The following is a 15,972-nucleotide window of genomic DNA, read 5'->3' as shown; positions in this document are numbered from 1 at the left end:
AATGTCAGGCAAAAACGGATGCTCGACATTCAACGTCTCTTCACATATCTATCGTAAGACTTACCACTTCCCAAGGGTCGTTCAAACACGTGCGTCTCGTACAAACGAGACCGAATCGGGAACGGAAGCAAAATTCCAACGCCTGAATACACGTCAAAGCGGGCGATGCTCCACCACCAAGCAACCTCGGATACATGCCGTCCCGTGGCTTCCCAAGGTTGCGGCGGACCCGGTTGCGCCGCGACGGGTACGGCAGGCGCTTCCGGAGACGGGCCGAGGCTGCATTGACCCGCAGCCACTTCCACCCCGGAGCTTGGGTTCTATTGACTATATTGTTACGGAGAGACGAACTGCCAACAGAACCCAAGGCTTCTTTGGGGGCCTGTCGATGTACCAAGTAGATGACTTCAACGAGATTCCGCTTCCCTACGCCGTCTTCGAAATCATTTTGAGCGACGACGGAAGTCGCGTATTGAATTCACGTTATGCCTTCGTCAATGCCAGGTACTGCCAGATGGCAGGCATGCGGCGCGCTGATATCTTGGGCAAGACGTACAAGGAGGTCTATCCCGACGCCGACAACCACTGGTTCAGCTACTGCTATCAGGCGGGGGTGAGGCGAGAGACCGTCCACGGCCGCACCTTCGAGCCCGTCATTCAGCATTGGCTGGAATTCACCGTCGCCCCCGTCTCGAAGCCTGGCTACGTTGCCTTCACGTTCAGGGAGATTGACCGAGAGCAGGAGCTCCTAAAAACCGAGAAGAGAGACCACCAGACGGGTCAGCTCATCCTTCGCATGTCAAGGATCCTCAGCAGCGAGATGAGCTACGAGGACAGCATGAACCGCGTCCTCAAGGAGCTCTCGAAGGTCATGCATCCCGACCGCATCTACATCCTCGAAACCGATCGCATCACCTTCACCAACACCTTCGAATGGTGCGCCCCTGGCGTCTCTTCGGAAATCGACACCCTCCAAGACCTGGGATACGAGGAGTTCCTCAAAGACTGGGAGTCCTTTACCAACAACGGCACCACGGTCATCATGCCCGACATCAGGGTTCTGTGGGAGAGGAACCCAAAGTGTTACGAGATCCTCAGGCGGCAGGGAATCGAGCGCCTCATCGCAGCCCCCTTCTTCCAGAGCAGCCAGCTCATTGGCTACCTCTGCGTAGACAACTATGAGGAAAACGACGCCATCAACACCCAGAGACTCCTCGAGATGGTCTCGTTCTTCATTGGCGCAAAGGTCCTCAACCAGCGGCTTCTGGTGAAGCTAGACCATCTGAGCCGCTACGACATGCTGACGGGGGCAAAGAACAGGAACGCCCGCATAGAGTTCTGCGAGAGGGGCAAGGCGAGCGGCGAGAGCATCGGAGTGATCTACGCCGACGTGGATGGTCTTAAGCAGATTAACGACAGACGGGGGCACGGCGCAGGAGATGACGTCATCTGCCACGTGGCGAGGACAATGACAGAGGTCCTCGGCCAGACCCATGTGTATCGCGAGGGCGGGGACGAATTCGTCGCGCTTCTCCCCGGCATCGAACGCGAGGAGTTTATGGCGCTGACGAGGCGGCTTAAAGGTCGTTTTGCCGAACAGCGCGACTACGTCATTGCCACCGGATGCGCCTGGGATGCCGACGGAGTCAACATCCAGGCGGTCATTCAGCTTGCGGACCAGCGAATGTACGAGTGCAAGAGACGCTATTACGCCCATCACGACCGCCGACGGAACTAGGGGACCTGGCCCTGCCGGCGGTCGCGCCTGGCCTCGTCAATCGAGACAGACGAAGCGGTTTTTCCCCCGCTTTTTTGCAGCATACAAGGCACGGTCGCACCGGGCGATCATCTCTAGGTAGTCGTCAACGTGCGTGGTGTAGCCCAGCGAGACGGTGAGGGAGGCCTCGTCTCCGTTTGAGAGGGAGATCCTCCTTCCCCCCACCTCATCAAGAAGCCGCTGGCATTTCTCGTCCAGCGCCTTGGTGTTGGTGCGAACCAAGCCGACGAACTCCTCTCCCCCATACCGATAGAACGTGACACCCTCTCGCTTCCCATACTCCCCGAGCATTGCCCCGAGCGCGCACAGGCACTCGTCGCCAGCCTCAAAGCCAAGTGATTCGTTGAGGCCCTTGAAGTCGTCGACGTCAATCATCATGGCGGCAAACACACGCTCCTTTTCCCCTCGCCTCATGCGACGGAAGGAGTCGGTAAGGTCGAGACGGCTGCCAAGGCCCGTAAGAAGGTCGTAGCGCCTATCGAGGTCTGCCCGTCCAAGCGGCTCCGATGCATCGTCGGCACTGAAGGGCAGCTGGTCGTTTCCCCCATCCGCTAGCCCCTTCTCGCGCTCGATCTCTTTGATCCGCTCCCTCTCTTGCGAGATGTCGACGCCATAGATGATGCTCTCGACGTTGCCGGTGCTGGGATTGTCAATCAGGTGAGCCGTGATGCGCGACCAGCGAATCGAGCGGTCGTCGTAGTAGGACTCCGTCTCGAGGACGACCTCTCGCCTGCCGTCTGCATATGCCTGAAGCTGGGCGTCCCGACAGAAGGTATCGAAGAACCGTTCTTCGCCCTTCTCGTCTGGAACGAAGGAGCCGATGCGACGGATGAGCGAATCCACGTCCTCTAGATTCTGCATGTCACGGGCGTTCTGCGCATTGCCGCCCGAGCTGATCCAGACGTCTGCCGTAAGATCCACGTGGAAGACCCCCTGACCGTCAGGGATGGTCTCCAGGATGGAGCGAATCTGGTCGGTGTAGCGCTGCTGCGCAAGCTTCGTGCCCGTTATATCGTGGCCATACTCGATGAAGACCCTCCTACCATGCAGGTTCGCATATCGAGCCTTGAGGGCGAAGACGTGGGACCCATCGTCCACCTCGAGCTCCCTCTCGTCCTCGTCGCCCATGAGCTTCATGGGGCAATGCCCACACGGGGCATCAAACCCCAGCATGTACCGGTAGCACTTTTCCCCTTCGTAGGGTCGCTCGGGATGGCCGGAGATATTTCTTGTCATGGCGTTGGCATACACCATGCTGTAGTCCTCAGGGTGGCACACCTGAATAAACAAGCCGGAGTGGTCGACGAGGTCAAGCATGTCCCTCAGGTCGAACGGCTGGCTATCGCGAGGGGTAAGCACCACGGCATCGCTCTGCGTGCCTATCTGGGCCTTGGACAGGTAGGCGCAGAAGTCCCCCTCGGAAAGGGGGCGCGAGAAGTAGAACCCCTGGATGTAGTCACAGCCGCATCCCTTGAGGAACTCCAACTGACTTGCGCCCTCGACGCCCTCGGCAATGACCCTCAGCCCGATGCCGTGGCACATGTCTATCGTTGATTTGATGACGGTCCTGACCGTAGGCTCGGCATCGATCTGGTCGATGAACGACTTGTCGATCTTCACAACGTCAAACGAATAGTCGCCAACCATTCCCAGCGAGGAGAACCCGCTGCCGAAGTCGTCGAGCAAGACCTTTGCCCCGCCCAGGCGAACCTGCTGGAGCAGGTACCTGCAGTTCTCCTTGAGGAGGGCGACGGCCGTCTCCGTCACCTCGTAGTTGATGCTATCTGTGGGCAGTGAGCTCTCCTGTGCCAGGTTCAACACATGGCTTATGAACGAGTCATCATAGAAGTCCTGCCGAGAGAGGTTGACCGAGATGGGAACGAAGGGCATCCCCCCCGTTTGCAAGGACTGCTGAAACGTGTACACCTGCTGGAGCACATAGTAGTCGAGCTGCGTGATGAACCCATTCGTCTCCAACGCCGGAATGAAGCGATTTGGCCCTATGAGGCCACGCGTGGGGTGTATCCAGCGCACCAGCGCCTCGGCACCGATGATCTTCCCCGAGGCGGCCTCGACGACCGGCTGATAGTAGACCTTGAAGTCCTTGTTGGTGATGCTATCCGAGAAGCTGGTGAGTATCTCCGCCTGGTCGATGTACCTCTCGCGCATGCTCGCATCGAACACCACGACGTTACCGTGGTCCTCCCTGCCGGCGAGCTGCTCTGCCATGATGGTCCACTCGATCATGCGAGAGGTGGACGCCTGGCTATCCTCCAGATAGTAGATGCCACAACGCAGATGCAGGTGCACGTTATGGTTATCCTTCGCCCATTCGAGGTTGAGCAGGGGCTCAAGCTGGTCCCTGTCGATGCGACCCCTCCGCACGAGAAACAGGAACCAGTCAGACTCGATGCGTGCGGAGACGATTGGCTTGAGATAGCTGTCCTTCAGGGTCTCGAAGACAAACTTGAGCACGGAGTCGCCATCCTCGACTCCAAAGGTGTCGTTGATCGCCTTGAAGTTGCGGATGTCGAACAAGATCATGGCGTAGTCGGTCATGTTGGACCTGGAGAGCACGCGCTCGCTCTGGTGGATGAAGCCCTTGCGCGTGCACCCGCCCGTGAGGCTGTCGAAGTACTCCTGCTCCAGGAGCTTCTTCAGCTCGTTTTTATCTCGGGGGAGCCTCGCCGCAATCGTTGCGCTCTCCCCAACGGTGCTCAGAACCAAGGCGTGACCAAGACCCCCGCTTGGGAGGTTGACCTCCACGGCATCTACCGTCTCGCCAATCCCTCGGATGGGGTCAATGTAGGTCTGTGGTCCTTGCACGTGGTTTGCCACGGGGCAGACGGCACAGGGTTCCTCCTGGTTCATGAGGCATTTGTAGCACTTCTCGCCAACCTTGAGCGATGGGTATAGCTCTTGGATGGTCTGGTTGACAGCGATGACGTTGTAATCCTCATCGATGAGGTAAAGGCCCGATGACTTGCCTTCCATATTCCGAATGTCTCCTGACGACGCGCCGGCGTTGATTGCCGCCGCATTGTATGCCTAGTGTGACGTATTCTGCCCCGAGCTGACTCCATCAATCAAGCTTCGCTCGTGAATGAAGACGAAGAAGATGTCCCCATGAAACTCGTCGTGGATGAGGCGGCCAACGTCTATTACGGGTATCACGCGGCCATCCTTGGTGACAACACGGTACTCAACGTAGTCTTCGAGGTATTGCCTGCTTTCCTCCGTCTTTTGCTGCGATTCTATCTGATTCCAGATGGACTCCTCCACGGCAGCGCGGTCCTCGGGATAGATGAAGCTCTGGAACCTCAACTTGGTGTACCGGCAGAAATCATCGAAGTCGTCGCAGCCAAGAAGGTGGATCAGCGAGTCGTTGGCAAAGAGAATCTCCTCACTTGCCGGGTCTGCCTTGTAGATGAGGAAGGCCCCCGGGATGCCCGAGGCAAGGGCCTTGGCACTGAACCCGAGCCTCTCTCGCTTGATGTGCGCCATAAAGGGTGCGTAATGGCGAGCCTCGTGCTTTCCGCCAATCTTGGCAGCGTACAGGGCCTCGTCCGCCAAGACTATGAGCTCGGAGCGATCCCTGGCCTGGGAGGGATAGTCGGAGTACCCCGCAGAGAGCGAGAAGCGAATGGTCTTCCCCCTGTACGTGATCTCCTGCTCCTTTGCGATGACCCCCTCGATGAGGGCGGAACACTGCTCGGGCGTCTGGTTTGTGATGGCCACGCAAATCTCGTCACCACCCGTGCGACCAATGATGCTGTCGGCGGGAAACGACTCCTCAAGGAACCTGCCCATATGGATGAGGGCCTCGTCGCCCGCTATGTGGCCGTGAACGTCGTTGATGACTTTGAAGTCGTCCAGATCCAGGAATGCAGCGGTCACGGGAACCTCAGGGTTCTGCTGAATCTGCATGTCGAGCTTTTGCATGAACCCACCGCGACTGAGAAGGCCAGTCAAGGCGTCTTGGTATGCGAGCCTGTGGAGCGTGTGCTCCTGTTGCCGCGTCTTTAGGGTCAGGTACAGTAGGCTTTCGATCGCAGCGACGAGCAGCACGCCCAAGACTATGAAGGGCACACTTCCGTTGAACCGCCATCCTCCCCTTGGCTCGACGCTGAGCGTCCAGATGCAGTCACCAATCGTGAATGAGTGTCCAACTGGATCGTCCAGAGACCCCCCGTTGTTTAGCGAAGAGGAGACGAGGACGGAGCCGCTCGACAAGGGTGAGACGGTGCTACTGAGGTTGTAGTCGTAGCCAAGCGAGCCGAGGGCACCCAGGGTGTTTTCGTACACTGCGGGAACGCGAACGGTAAGGATAACGTAGCCCCAAAACGTCTTGGCACCGTTCCCGTCGCCGAGATAGACGGGGTCCGTTATCGCAATGCACTCCCCGACTGCCGGGATGGAGAGCGGCCCATACAAGACGGGCTCGTCCTTCTCCTTTGCATAGTCCAAGACGACGAGGGCATCCTTGTTCTTGTTCAGGTCAATCGGTGAGAATTGGGATGGCTCGGGGTAGCTCTGCGTGATGACGCCGTTTGGGGCAAGCTCGATAAGGCTGACGTCGCTTGTCATCAACATCCTTGCGGCGAGCTTAAAGTCCTCCAGATCGCCCTGGCTCTGAACGATCGCGGCCTCAAGCGCCTCGCTCTTGTCGATGGCGTTTTGGAGGTCTCGGCACAGCTCTTCTGAGTACGCCTTGGTGACGTCCTCCACCCGGGCCTTCTTGTTTTGAATCTCGAACGAATGAATCCAGCCCACCCCAAACACGACGCCCAGGGCAAGCGCGATGCCGACAACGACCAATAGGATTCGATTTTTGCGAGTGAGCTTCTCGTATGAGTTGATGCTCTTATCGAGGCTTGTCGTTTTCATAGGCGTGGAGTTTTCGACTGGGTCCTTCAAATCACGGGTAACACGATGGGCATTGGCTCAGCAGGTCATACGTCGGTAACAACCTAGCGAGCGAGTGACGCGTCTTTGCAGCCAGCCACAACCACACGGCGCCAAGGCAACGGCACGTTGCCAAGAGGACCCCATGACGCGCACGCACCTGACCAAGGCCATGCGAGTGGGTATCTGCCTTCCCGTCACCAATAGCCCCCTCCACTTGCCTTCCGGAAAAAGGCGGCTCTGGGCAAGACGAGATTCGCACGAGGACCAGTGCGATGTCCCCCACTTGCAACGGCACCGCCGCCAACCTCTCCGTTATCGTACGGCATACTATTTTTTTCATTCGAACAGGCAGGTCGACATGGGCCCAAATTTCCCAGCATTGTTACCTACGAACGATCTGCCGGTGCATCCCCCGCGCAAGGACCTTCCGGTCCAGGCCCAACAAGAACGCTGCGTTGGCGCGTGTACAGCGCGTACGCCTACGTCGCAACGAGTCCCAGCCGCTAGTGAGTGAACCGGTGGTGAGCCTCTTTGACTGAGTACATCCGCTCGTCTGCCGCAGACAGCATCTCTGGGATGGAGGTTGTCGTCCCGTTGTTCGAGAGGCCGACGCTCAGGCCAATCCTGTATTCGCTCTTGCCGGACTCGTTATAGCACTCGATCGCCCTGAGGATGTTCTCCTTCAGCTGCTCGGCATTCCACCTGGTTGCCAGAGGCATAAGAACGAGGAACTCGTCCCCTCCAGTCCTCGCGAGGACATTTCGTGCCCCCGTGGTGTTGACCGCCCTCTTCAGAACCGTGGCGGTCTCGATGAGCGCCCGGTCCCCCTCCAGGTGACCGTAGGTGTCGTTAATGGACTTGAAGTGGTCAATGTCAATCATGAGCAGCCAGATCATGCCGTCCTGCCCATGCACCTTGAGGGCGGATTCGAGGTCCCGAAGTATCTGCCGGTGGTTGTTGAGACCGGTGAGGGGATCACGTGAGACAAGCTCCTGAAGCGTGGTGGAATAGATGACGCAAGCAGAGATGACCACACCGGGGCCCATGCAGGGCAGCGATGGAAACAAAACGTCCAAGGCGCCGCATGCCATGGGCAGGATCGGGAACGTCGCGATGGAGAGATAGGTTTCCCTCTCCGAATAATACTTGTCCTGAAACACGCGAAGCAGCGCCGAAAGCCACTCAGGCCCAATTAGGCAGTAGCAGATGCAGTACTGCACCAGGAACAAGGGTCCCCTCACGTAGCTGAGGGTGCTGTCGAAGAAGAACACCAACCCGGTCTGCGAGTTAACGAGGAGGAGCACGGCCTCTGCGACAATTGGGACGACTGTGAAGAGAATGATGAGCCGCTTGCTCGCAGGTGCATGCACCCGCCTGCTCTCGAAGAACAGCGCCCACATGGAGCACATCAAGACACCACTAAAGAAATTCACGTACTTGGGAGCCGCAAGAACCCAATAGGTTCTTGGCAGCAAGGACTTGTCCGCAGCAAACCACAACGCATCGCTCAACACATAGAGCGCCGTCATCCTAAGGGCGGTGGTGAAGACGACTTCCTCGAACTTCGAGAGGTGGTCTCGCCTAATCTGAAAGAGCATGACGAAAATGAGGGCAAGGCAGATGAGCGCAACCTCAATGTAGAGGAGCACACCGTAGGGGACGCTCGCTACGTGAACAGCTTTTGAAGCGAACATGCAATTCATCATATTCTCAAATACGCCTTCGACGCCAAGCTGGTTTTCCCACCTCCGATGAGTTTAGCCTAAGCCCAGCCTTACCACAGCGGAATCCCGCAGACGCAGCATTTCAGAAGTCGATGGAAACGGAGCCAACACGCGCGGGGCGATCTCCCCTCGGGCACCCATGGCGCGTGGTCCGAATGATTGAACTGGCCTCTCTCCCCTAGGGTAGTGCCGCCCGCACGACGAAGCCGTAGGCCTGTAGGGGAATGATCCTCCAAAGCCTACGGCTCGTCTGCTTGTTGCCCCAAGCCCTCAGCCATCTCTGCGGAGGAGAGACGAGGGCGCTTTTGCTGACAACGCTATGTCAGGGACCGCGTGTACTCCTTGTCGATTTGCGCCACCTTGTCGCGGCGACGCACGTACTTGGCAGCGGTTAGGGGCTCGGTCGCCATCCAGGTCTGAGCGATTGCCATCGCCAGCACGGGACCGATGATCTTTCCCCCCAGGCACAGGACGTTGGCGTCGTTGTGCTTGCGGGCCAGTTCGGCACACACAGGGTCCTGGCATACACAGGCAAAGATGCCGCGCACCTTGTTCGCAATCATGGCGCTGCCGTAGCCCACGCCGTCCACGAAGATCCCGCGGTCACACTCCCCCTTTGCCACGCTGAGCGCGGCTGGCAGCACGAAGTCGGAGAGGTCGCACGACTCGTGGTCGTACGTGCCGAAGTCCTTCACCTCGTGACCCTGTGACTCCAGCCACCCCTTGATCTGGTTCTTGAGGTCAGTTCCCGCATGGTCGTTTGCCATCGCAATGCGCATGGTTGCTCCCTTCCTCGCGCCAAACCCCGTAGTCGGCTGCCCGACTCCCCGCCAATGGTCTCGACCCGTCACCCCCAGCGCAACATAGGAACCATCCGTACGTCTGTGCCTGCCAAAGGTGACGTCGCCGCAGCAGGTCGCTAGTCGCTCCAGTCGGCCAACGCCTTCTTGCCAAGGGCGTCGGCGGCGAGCATGGCATGCGCGACCTTCTCGGGCGTTACCTCAAACGGCATGTTGTGCAAGGTGTCGTTATCCGCACAGGCAAGCTTCGCGACCTCGAGCACACGCTCGAAGGAGGCATCCTCCACGCCAAGCTGCCTGAAGGTGACGGGTAGCCCGACCTCCACGCAGAACAGCAAGACCTCGTCGAGCTCGGGCGCGTCCTCCAGCACCAGCTGCGAGATTGTGCCAAAGGCGACCTTCTCGCCGTGGTACATCTTGTGGGTCTCGGGCATCGCCGTCATGCCGTTGTGGATGGCATGGGCGCCCGCAAGGCCGGCGGACTCAAAGCCAAGGCCAGAGAGCAGCGTATTGGCTTCGATGATCTTCTCAACAGACTCGCTCAGGGCACCCGCCTCGAGGGCGCACTTGGCCTTCGCGCCATCGGACATGAGCGTGTCAAAGCACAGCCTGGCGAGCGCCATGGCGGCATTGGTCACGTGCCCGCCCGCGCAGGTCGTGGCGTCGGAACGTTTGCAGGCGCGGGCCTCGAAGTAGGTTGCCAGCGCGTCTCCCATGCCAGAGACCGTCAGACGCAGCGGACTCTTTGCGATGACCTCCGAGTCCATGAGCACGAGGTTGGGGTTGTGCTTGAAGAACTGGTATTCCTTAAACTGGCCCTCGGGCGTGTAGATGACCGAGAGCGCGGAGCAGGGCGCATCGGTTGCGGCGATCGTGGGAACGATTACGACGGATGTGTCGACGGAGTTGGCAACCGCCTTCGCGGTGTCAAAGATCTTGCCCCCGCCAAGACCGACCACAACGTCCGCCTCGCTCTGCTTGGCCAGCGTGGAGAGCCGGTCGATCTCGTCCTGCGAGCACTCGCCGTTGAACTCCTCAAAGACGGGAGTCAGCCCAGCGGAGGTCAGGCTCGCCCTCACGCGGTCACCAAAGCGACGGACGCCTCCCGCCGAGATGATCACGAGCGGCTTGGTGCCATACGCCTTGGCATAGTCGCCAAGGTTGTCGAGCTCGCCCGGACCCTGGATGTACTTGCTGGGGCTGATGAAGATGCGTGCCATGGAACCATCCTTCCCTTGAACTGCAAGGCCACGAACTCTTATACCCCTCCTGCGGCATGTCAGGAGATCGCGCGCAAGGTTGCCAATGCGAGGGTGGCGGTGGCGCGCACCGCCACCGCCCCGGCTTGTGGCCACCCCCCTGCGGTCTCGGGCGGATGCGGCTGCTGAAGGACCATCCGAGGAACCCGCCGCCCGCCCATGTAGGCCAACTCGTGCACGCCCCCTCGCGAGCCCCTTCCTCATGATATAGATGTCCTGGAGACCCTAGCCCAGCCGCACGCGCACGGAGGAAAGGGCCTTCGCGGCGTCGCAGTCCAGGATGACGCTCTGTCGCTCCAGCTGCGAGGGCGCCAGCACCTCTCCCTTGTTGAGCTGCACGTAGGTGGCGTGGCGGTTCTGGGCCGCCATGCGCCAGAACGGGTACTTGATGATGCCCGGCGTGTTGCCGCCCACGCCCACCTCCAGAAGCACGATGCGGTCGTGGCGATGCTCGCGCAGGAAGTCGTCGTAGCGCTTTGCCGCCGCATGCCAGCCCTCGTCCTCCACAAATGTGTCGTCGCAGCGCAGGTTGAGGGACATGGGCGCGCCGCAACGCGAACAGTGCGGTACCAGTTCCCTGGGAACGCGCAGGTCGCTCTGCTCGGCCACCATGTGCCGTATTAGGCCCTCGTTGTCGTAGGTGGCTTTGTGGCAGGGCTTGGAGCACTGCAGCAAGCCGTAGTCGCCCTGCGTATAGAACAGCCGGTCGTGGTCGATGCCCGCGCGCTGGAACTGGTGGTCCACGTTCGTGGTCAGCACAAAGTAGTCGCGGCCACGCAGCATGTGGAGCAGGTCCAGGTACGGCTGGCCCACAGGGCAGTCGTAGCGGTTGAGCAGGATCGAGCGGCTCCACCATGCCCAGAGCGACTCCTCGTCCGGAAAGGGATAGAACCCGCCGGAGTACATGTCCGTTATGCCATATGCGTCGCGGAAGTCCGCAAAGTTGTCGTCAAAGCGCTTTCCCGCGTAGGCAAAGCCCGCAGCGGTCGAAAGCCCCGCGCCCGCGCCCACCAAGATGGCGTCTGCATCGCGAATCGCGTCTGCAATCCTATCCACGCACTCCGAGAAGCTCCCGGTAGATGTCGTTATCAACTGGCTTGAAAACATCAAAGATCACCTTCATCTTGCTGTTGGTCTTATTCTTCCAGTCGCGCACCGTGGCCACGGCCACCTGCGCGGCCTCGCGATTGGGGTAGCCAAACTCTCCCGTCGATATGCAGCAGAACGCCAGGCTGGCCAGCCCCCGCTCGTGCGCCAGCTCCAGGCAGGACGTGTAGCAGCTCTCAAGCAGAGCACGGTCACGCCGCGAGGGCATGGCGCCGCCCACGACGGGGCCCACCGTGTGCAGCACGTACGCGGCCGGCAGGTTGTAGCCGGGCGTCACCTTTGCCCGACCCGTGGGCTCCTCGTGTCCCTGCGCGGCCATCTGGCGCGCGCACTCCAGCCGCAGCTGGATGCCCGCGTACGTCTGTATGGCGTTGTCGATGCAGCGGTGGTTGGGCACAAAGCAGCCCAGCATCTGGCTGTTTGCCGCGTTGACGATGCCGTCCGCCGCAAGCCGGGTGATGTCGCCGCGCCACACGGCAATGCCGTCAGGCGAGAAGGACACGTCCTTCTCGCCCACGGCACCACCGCGCTCGGCCAGGCGTCCCCGCAGGTACGCATCCTGCACGCGCAGCAGCTCGGGGTCGGCCGGCTCGGGCGGGCGCACGTTCACGAGGGCCCTCAGCAGCAGCCGCTGGCCCTCCGCGTCGTCTGGCATGTCGGGGGTGTCGCCACCCCAGGCCCTTCTCTCCTCCTCGAGCGCACGGATGAGCCAGAGCCTGCGCTCGTCCTGCGTCATGTCCTTCTCCGCCATGTGGTGTCCCTTCCTCCCTCGCGGGCGAGAACGCTCGCATGGGACGCTCGTGTTTGCCGGCGCAATAGTAGCAAACGTGTCAAGTTTTTCTTGACATGTTACGTGTCACAACATATATTACACGTAAGCCACAGGAGAGGAGCCCCATGAACGCACAGGACTGTTTACAGACGCTTCGCGATATCAAAGACGTGTCGTTTGCCACGGTGGATCAGGAGGGTCACCCCCAGATTCGCATCATCGACGTGATGCTGGTGAGAGATGGCGCGCTGTACTTTTGCACCTCGCGCGGAAAGGACTTCCACGCGCAGCTTATGCGCGACCCGCACGTGGCCATCGTGGGCATGACGCACGACTTCAAGATGGTGCGTCTTGCCGGCGAGGTGCGCTTTGTCACCGACGACCCCCACGCCTGGATCGACCGCATCTTCGAGCAGAACCCGTCGATGGACGACGTGTACCCTGGCAGGTCGCGCTACGTGCTGGACCCGTTCGTGATCGACAACGGCTGCGTCGAGATCTTCGACCTGGGGGTCTCCCCCATCTATCGTCAGACCTTCTCGCTGGGGGGCGCACCCACGCACCTGCAGGGCTTCCAGATAACCGACGCCTGCATAGGCTGCGGCACGTGCGCACGCAACTGCCCGCAGCAGTGCATCACCCCGGGCAAGCCCTTCGCCATAGCCCAGGAGCACTGCCTGCACTGCGGGCTGTGCTACGAGAACTGCCCCGTCCAGGCCATAGAGAAAAGGGGATAGATGCTTGCGCAGACTTGGAACCTGCTCGTCCAACGCTGGGGCTTCTTCTCGGGCCTGCTCCTGGAGCACGTGGAGATATGCCTGGTCGCCGTCCTTATCGCCATCGTGTTTGGCGGCATCGCCGGCATCCTCATTGCCGAGTACCAGAAGGCGGCCAAGCCCACGCTGGCCGTCGTAAACTTCCTGTACACCATCCCGTCCATCAGCATGCTGGGCTTTCTCATCCCCTTCAGCGGCGTGGGAGACGCAACCGCCATCATCGCGCTTACCGTCTATGCGTTGTTGCCCATGGTGCGTTCCACCTACACGGGCATGACCAACGTGGACCCCACCGTCATGGAGGCCGCCGAGGGCATGGGCGGCACGCGCATGCAGACGCTCGTGCGTGTGCAGCTGCCGCTTGCCCTGCCCGTCATCATGAGCGGCATCCGCAACATGGTCACCATGACCATCGCGCTTGGCGGCATCGCGTCGTTCATCGGCGCGGGCGGCCTGGGCGTGGCCATCTACCGAGGCATCACCACCAACAACGCCGCAATGACCATCGTGGGCAGCCTTCTTATTGCCGTGCTTGCCCTGGTAGTTGATGCTGTTCTGGGCTTTGTAGAGAAGCGCGTACAGATGCGCGGTGCCAAGGCGCGGCGCACCAACCGCAGGCTGGCCATTGGTGCCGCCGCGGCATGTGCGGCCGTGGCACTGGGAGTGACCGCACCGGGCATGCTCGCCGGAGCAGGCGGCACCATCCACGTGGCCACCAAGCCCATGACCGAGCAGTACGTGATGGGCGAGGCCCTCAAGATGCTCATCGAGCACGACACCAACCTCAAGGTGGAGCTCACCGAGGGCGTAGGTGGTGGCACCTCCAACATCGAGCCCGCCATGGAGTCCGGCCAGTTCGACCTGTATCCGGAGTACACGGGCACCGGCTGGGCGATGGTCCTCAAGAAAAAGGGCACCTACTCCGAGGATGAGTTCGACCAGCTGCGGTCGGGCTACCAGAAGCTTGGCATGAGCTGGGTGGGGATGTACGGCTTTGGCAACACATACGGCATTGCCGTGCGCAAAGATGTCGCGGAGAAGTACAACCTCAAGACCTACTCGGACCTGGCCCGTGTGGCAGACAAGCTGACCTTAGGCGCCGAGGCGGACTTCTTCGAGCGGGAGGACGGCTACGATGCCCTCTGCAACACCTATGGCATGAACTTTGGCAACACCATACAGATGGATATCGGCCTCAAGTACGACGCACTGGCCCAGGGCAGAGTCGACGCCATCGTGATCTTTACCACCGATGGCAAGCTGAGCACCGCAGACGCAACGGTCCTCACCGATAACAAGGGCTTCTTCCCCTCCTACCAGTGCGGCAACGTCGTGCGCGACCAGGTGTTGCGTCAGCACCCCGAGCTGCGTGGCGTTCTGAAGAAGCTTCAGGGCACCATCTCCGAGCAGGATATGGCACGCATGAACTATGAGGTGGAAGAGAGGGGCAAGGACCCCAAGACCGTAGCCAAGGAGTTTCTCAGCTCGAAGGGACTGATCTGATGAACACCACGACGACCAGCAACGTCGCCATCGAGTATCGCGACATCTGCAAGTCCTATGGCGAGAAGAGCGTGCTTGAGCACCTGGACCTCAAGATTCCCAGGGGCGAGTTCGTCACCATGATCGGATCCTCCGGCAGCGGCAAGACCACGGCGCTCAAGATGGTCAACCGGCTGATCGAGCCCACTTCGGGAGACGTGCTGGTCGATGGGCGCAACGTCCGTGACGTGGACCCCATCCAGCTGCGTCGCAACATCGGCTACGCCATCCAGGGCAGCGTGCTGTTTCCCCACATGACGGTGGAGGACAACATCTCCTACGTACCCAACCTGCTGAACAAGCGCGACCACGAGCGCACACGCAAGGCGGTGCGCAAGTGGATGGACATCGTGGGGCTCCCCGACGACCTCCTGGAGCGCTACCCGTCCGAGCTCTCGGGCGGACAGCAGCAGCGCGTGGGCATCGCGCGTGCCCTTGCAGCGTCGCCGGACATCCTTCTGATGGACGAGCCGTTCGGTGCCGTGGACGAGATCACCCGCGGGCAGTTGCAGGCCGAGATTGCCCGCATCCACCGCAAGACCGGCATCACCGTGATGTTCGTGACCCACGACATCGCCGAGGCGCTGCGGCTGGGCACGCGCGTGCTCGTGCTTGACGCAGGTAAGGTACAGCAATACAGTGCGCCCGAGGAGATTCTGGCGCGCCCCGCAACGGCGTTCGTCGAGCAGCTGGTCTTGCGCCAGCGCCACGCCTGCGACCTGCCGGAAGATCAGTTGTGTGCCTGCAATCACAGCGGAGCGGCCCGCGCAAGGGCGGCGCTCGCCGCGAAGTAGTACTCTCGCACCAAAGGCAGAGATAATACTTCGGCAAGGTAGTAGTTACGGAATAGGTACGCACATGCAGATAACCAGCAAGCTCACGATGGCGGCGCATATGGTGTGCGCCATAGACTACTTTGGCGGCACCAGGCCCGTCACCAGCACCTTCCTCGCAGGCAGCATCGGCACGAGCCCCGTCATGGTCCGCACGATCATGGGCATGCTCAAGCAGGCGGGCATCATTAACTCCAGCAAGGGCAAGACCGGCATCACCCTGGCGCGCCCGCTGGAGCAGATAACCCTGTTAGACCTGTGGCGCGCCGTGGACCAGAGCGACGCGGACTCGCTCTTCCACTTTCACGAGAACCCCTGCCCACAGTGCCCCGTGGGCGGCAACATCCATGCAGCGCTTGACGATCGCCTGGAGGCCGCCCAGCAGGCGCTCGAGGACCAGCTGCGGCGTACCACCATGGCGGACGTCGAGAAGGACATCCGCCTGATCGCCGCCAGCTAGGCTTTGCCGGGCGG

The 15,972-nt window shown here is 60.6% G+C and carries 12 protein-coding genes; 5 read left to right on the top strand and 7 right to left on the bottom strand.

The window, feature by feature from the left end; all coding sequences use genetic code 11:
• The first annotated feature begins 388 nt into the window (after positions 1–388).
• The gene (locus tag FYJ68_RS05135; protein ID WP_195837732.1) at positions 389–1,738 is read left to right on the top strand and encodes a sensor domain-containing diguanylate cyclase; all 1,350 of its coding nucleotides are present in this window, start codon (positions 389–391) and stop codon (positions 1,736–1,738) included.
• Between the two features lie 36 nt (positions 1,739–1,774).
• On the opposite strand, the gene FYJ68_RS05130 is transcribed toward FYJ68_RS05135, so the two are convergent.
• From FYJ68_RS05130 to FYJ68_RS05100, 7 genes are all read right to left on the bottom strand, one after another.
• Positions 1,775–4,771 carry an EAL domain-containing protein gene (locus tag FYJ68_RS05130; protein WP_154434659.1) on the bottom strand — a complete coding sequence of 999 codons (2,997 nt, stop codon included), beginning with the start codon at positions 4,769–4,771 and terminating at the stop codon, positions 1,775–1,777.
• 54 nt (positions 4,772–4,825) lie between these two features.
• Positions 4,826–6,595: a sensor domain-containing diguanylate cyclase gene (locus FYJ68_RS05125; protein WP_195837731.1), complete on the bottom strand. Its 1,770-nt coding sequence runs from the start codon at positions 6,593–6,595 to the stop codon at positions 4,826–4,828.
• 593 nt (positions 6,596–7,188) lie between these two features.
• A complete protein-coding gene (locus FYJ68_RS05120; RefSeq protein ID WP_195837730.1) occupies positions 7,189–8,379 on the bottom strand; it encodes a GGDEF domain-containing protein in 1,191 nt (396 codons plus the stop codon).
• A 347-nt stretch (positions 8,380–8,726) separates the two neighbouring features.
• Entirely contained in the window at positions 8,727–9,188 is a 462-nt protein-coding gene (locus tag FYJ68_RS05115) for an RpiB/LacA/LacB family sugar-phosphate isomerase (RefSeq protein ID WP_154434653.1), read from the bottom strand.
• A gap of 140 nt (positions 9,189–9,328) precedes the next feature.
• Positions 9,329–10,429, bottom strand: coding sequence for a glycerol dehydrogenase (locus FYJ68_RS05110; protein WP_154434651.1), 1,101 nt, complete (start codon positions 10,427–10,429; stop codon positions 9,329–9,331).
• 264 nt (positions 10,430–10,693) lie between these two features.
• Positions 10,694–11,524 carry an SIR2 family NAD-dependent protein deacylase gene (locus tag FYJ68_RS05105; RefSeq protein ID WP_326832232.1) on the bottom strand — a complete coding sequence of 277 codons (831 nt, stop codon included), beginning with the start codon at positions 11,522–11,524 and terminating at the stop codon, positions 10,694–10,696.
• Entirely contained in the window at positions 11,517–12,326 is an 810-nt protein-coding gene (locus FYJ68_RS05100; RefSeq protein WP_229772039.1) for a protein-ADP-ribose hydrolase, read from the bottom strand. The genes FYJ68_RS05105 and FYJ68_RS05100 overlap by 8 nt, the downstream gene beginning before the upstream one ends.
• 146 nt (positions 12,327–12,472) lie before the next feature.
• On the opposite strand from FYJ68_RS05100, the gene FYJ68_RS05095 reads away from it, so the two are divergent.
• The 4 genes from FYJ68_RS05095 to FYJ68_RS05080 all read left to right on the top strand — a co-directional run bounded on the left by FYJ68_RS05095 (position 12,473) and on the right by FYJ68_RS05080 (position 15,958).
• Positions 12,473–13,084, top strand: coding sequence for a 4Fe-4S binding protein (locus FYJ68_RS05095; protein ID WP_195837729.1), 612 nt, complete (start codon positions 12,473–12,475; stop codon positions 13,082–13,084).
• A complete protein-coding gene (locus FYJ68_RS05090) occupies positions 13,085–14,626 on the top strand; it encodes an ABC transporter permease/substrate-binding protein (protein WP_154434645.1) in 1,542 nt (513 codons plus the stop codon).
• Positions 14,626–15,459: an ABC transporter ATP-binding protein gene (locus FYJ68_RS05085; protein WP_154434643.1), complete on the top strand. Its 834-nt coding sequence runs from the start codon at positions 14,626–14,628 to the stop codon at positions 15,457–15,459. The genes FYJ68_RS05090 and FYJ68_RS05085 overlap by 1 nt, the downstream gene beginning before the upstream one ends.
• A gap of 64 nt (positions 15,460–15,523) precedes the next feature.
• Complete coding sequence (locus FYJ68_RS05080) at positions 15,524–15,958, top strand: Rrf2 family transcriptional regulator (protein WP_154434641.1); 435 nt, start codon at positions 15,524–15,526, stop codon at positions 15,956–15,958.
• The last annotated feature ends 14 nt before the right edge of the window (positions 15,959–15,972 follow it).

Origin of the sequence: Olsenella porci (assembly GCF_009695875.1) — a bacterium.
GTDB classification, from domain to species: domain Bacteria; phylum Actinomycetota; class Coriobacteriia; order Coriobacteriales; family Atopobiaceae; genus Olsenella_H; species Olsenella_H porci.
Note: the sequence above shows the minus strand (reverse complement) of the source record. Positions and strands in the feature narration are given on the sequence as shown.

Excerpts from the sequence above, each read along its gene's own strand:
- FYJ68_RS05095 (WP_195837729.1), top strand. The coding sequence starts at position 12,473 with ATGAACGCACAGGACTGTTTACAGACGCTTCGCGATATCAAAGACGTG.
- FYJ68_RS05085 (WP_154434643.1), top strand. The coding sequence starts at position 14,626 with ATGAACACCACGACGACCAGCAACGTCGCCATCGAGTATCGCGACATC.
- FYJ68_RS05115 (WP_154434653.1), bottom strand. The coding sequence starts at position 9,188 with ATGCGCATTGCGATGGCAAACGACCATGCGGGAACTGACCTCAAGAAC.
- FYJ68_RS05120 (WP_195837730.1), bottom strand. The coding sequence starts at position 8,379 with ATGTTCGCTTCAAAAGCTGTTCACGTAGCGAGCGTCCCCTACGGTGTG.
- FYJ68_RS05130 (WP_154434659.1), bottom strand. The coding sequence starts at position 4,771 with ATGGAAGGCAAGTCATCGGGCCTTTACCTCATCGATGAGGATTACAAC.
- FYJ68_RS05100 (WP_229772039.1), bottom strand. The coding sequence starts at position 12,326 with ATGGCGGAGAAGGACATGACGCAGGACGAGCGCAGGCTCTGGCTCATC.
- FYJ68_RS05090 (WP_154434645.1), top strand. The coding sequence starts at position 13,085 with ATGCTTGCGCAGACTTGGAACCTGCTCGTCCAACGCTGGGGCTTCTTC.
- FYJ68_RS05135 (WP_195837732.1), top strand. The coding sequence starts at position 389 with ATGTACCAAGTAGATGACTTCAACGAGATTCCGCTTCCCTACGCCGTC.
- FYJ68_RS05080 (WP_154434641.1), top strand. The coding sequence starts at position 15,524 with ATGCAGATAACCAGCAAGCTCACGATGGCGGCGCATATGGTGTGCGCC.
- FYJ68_RS05110 (WP_154434651.1), bottom strand. The coding sequence starts at position 10,429 with ATGGCACGCATCTTCATCAGCCCCAGCAAGTACATCCAGGGTCCGGGC.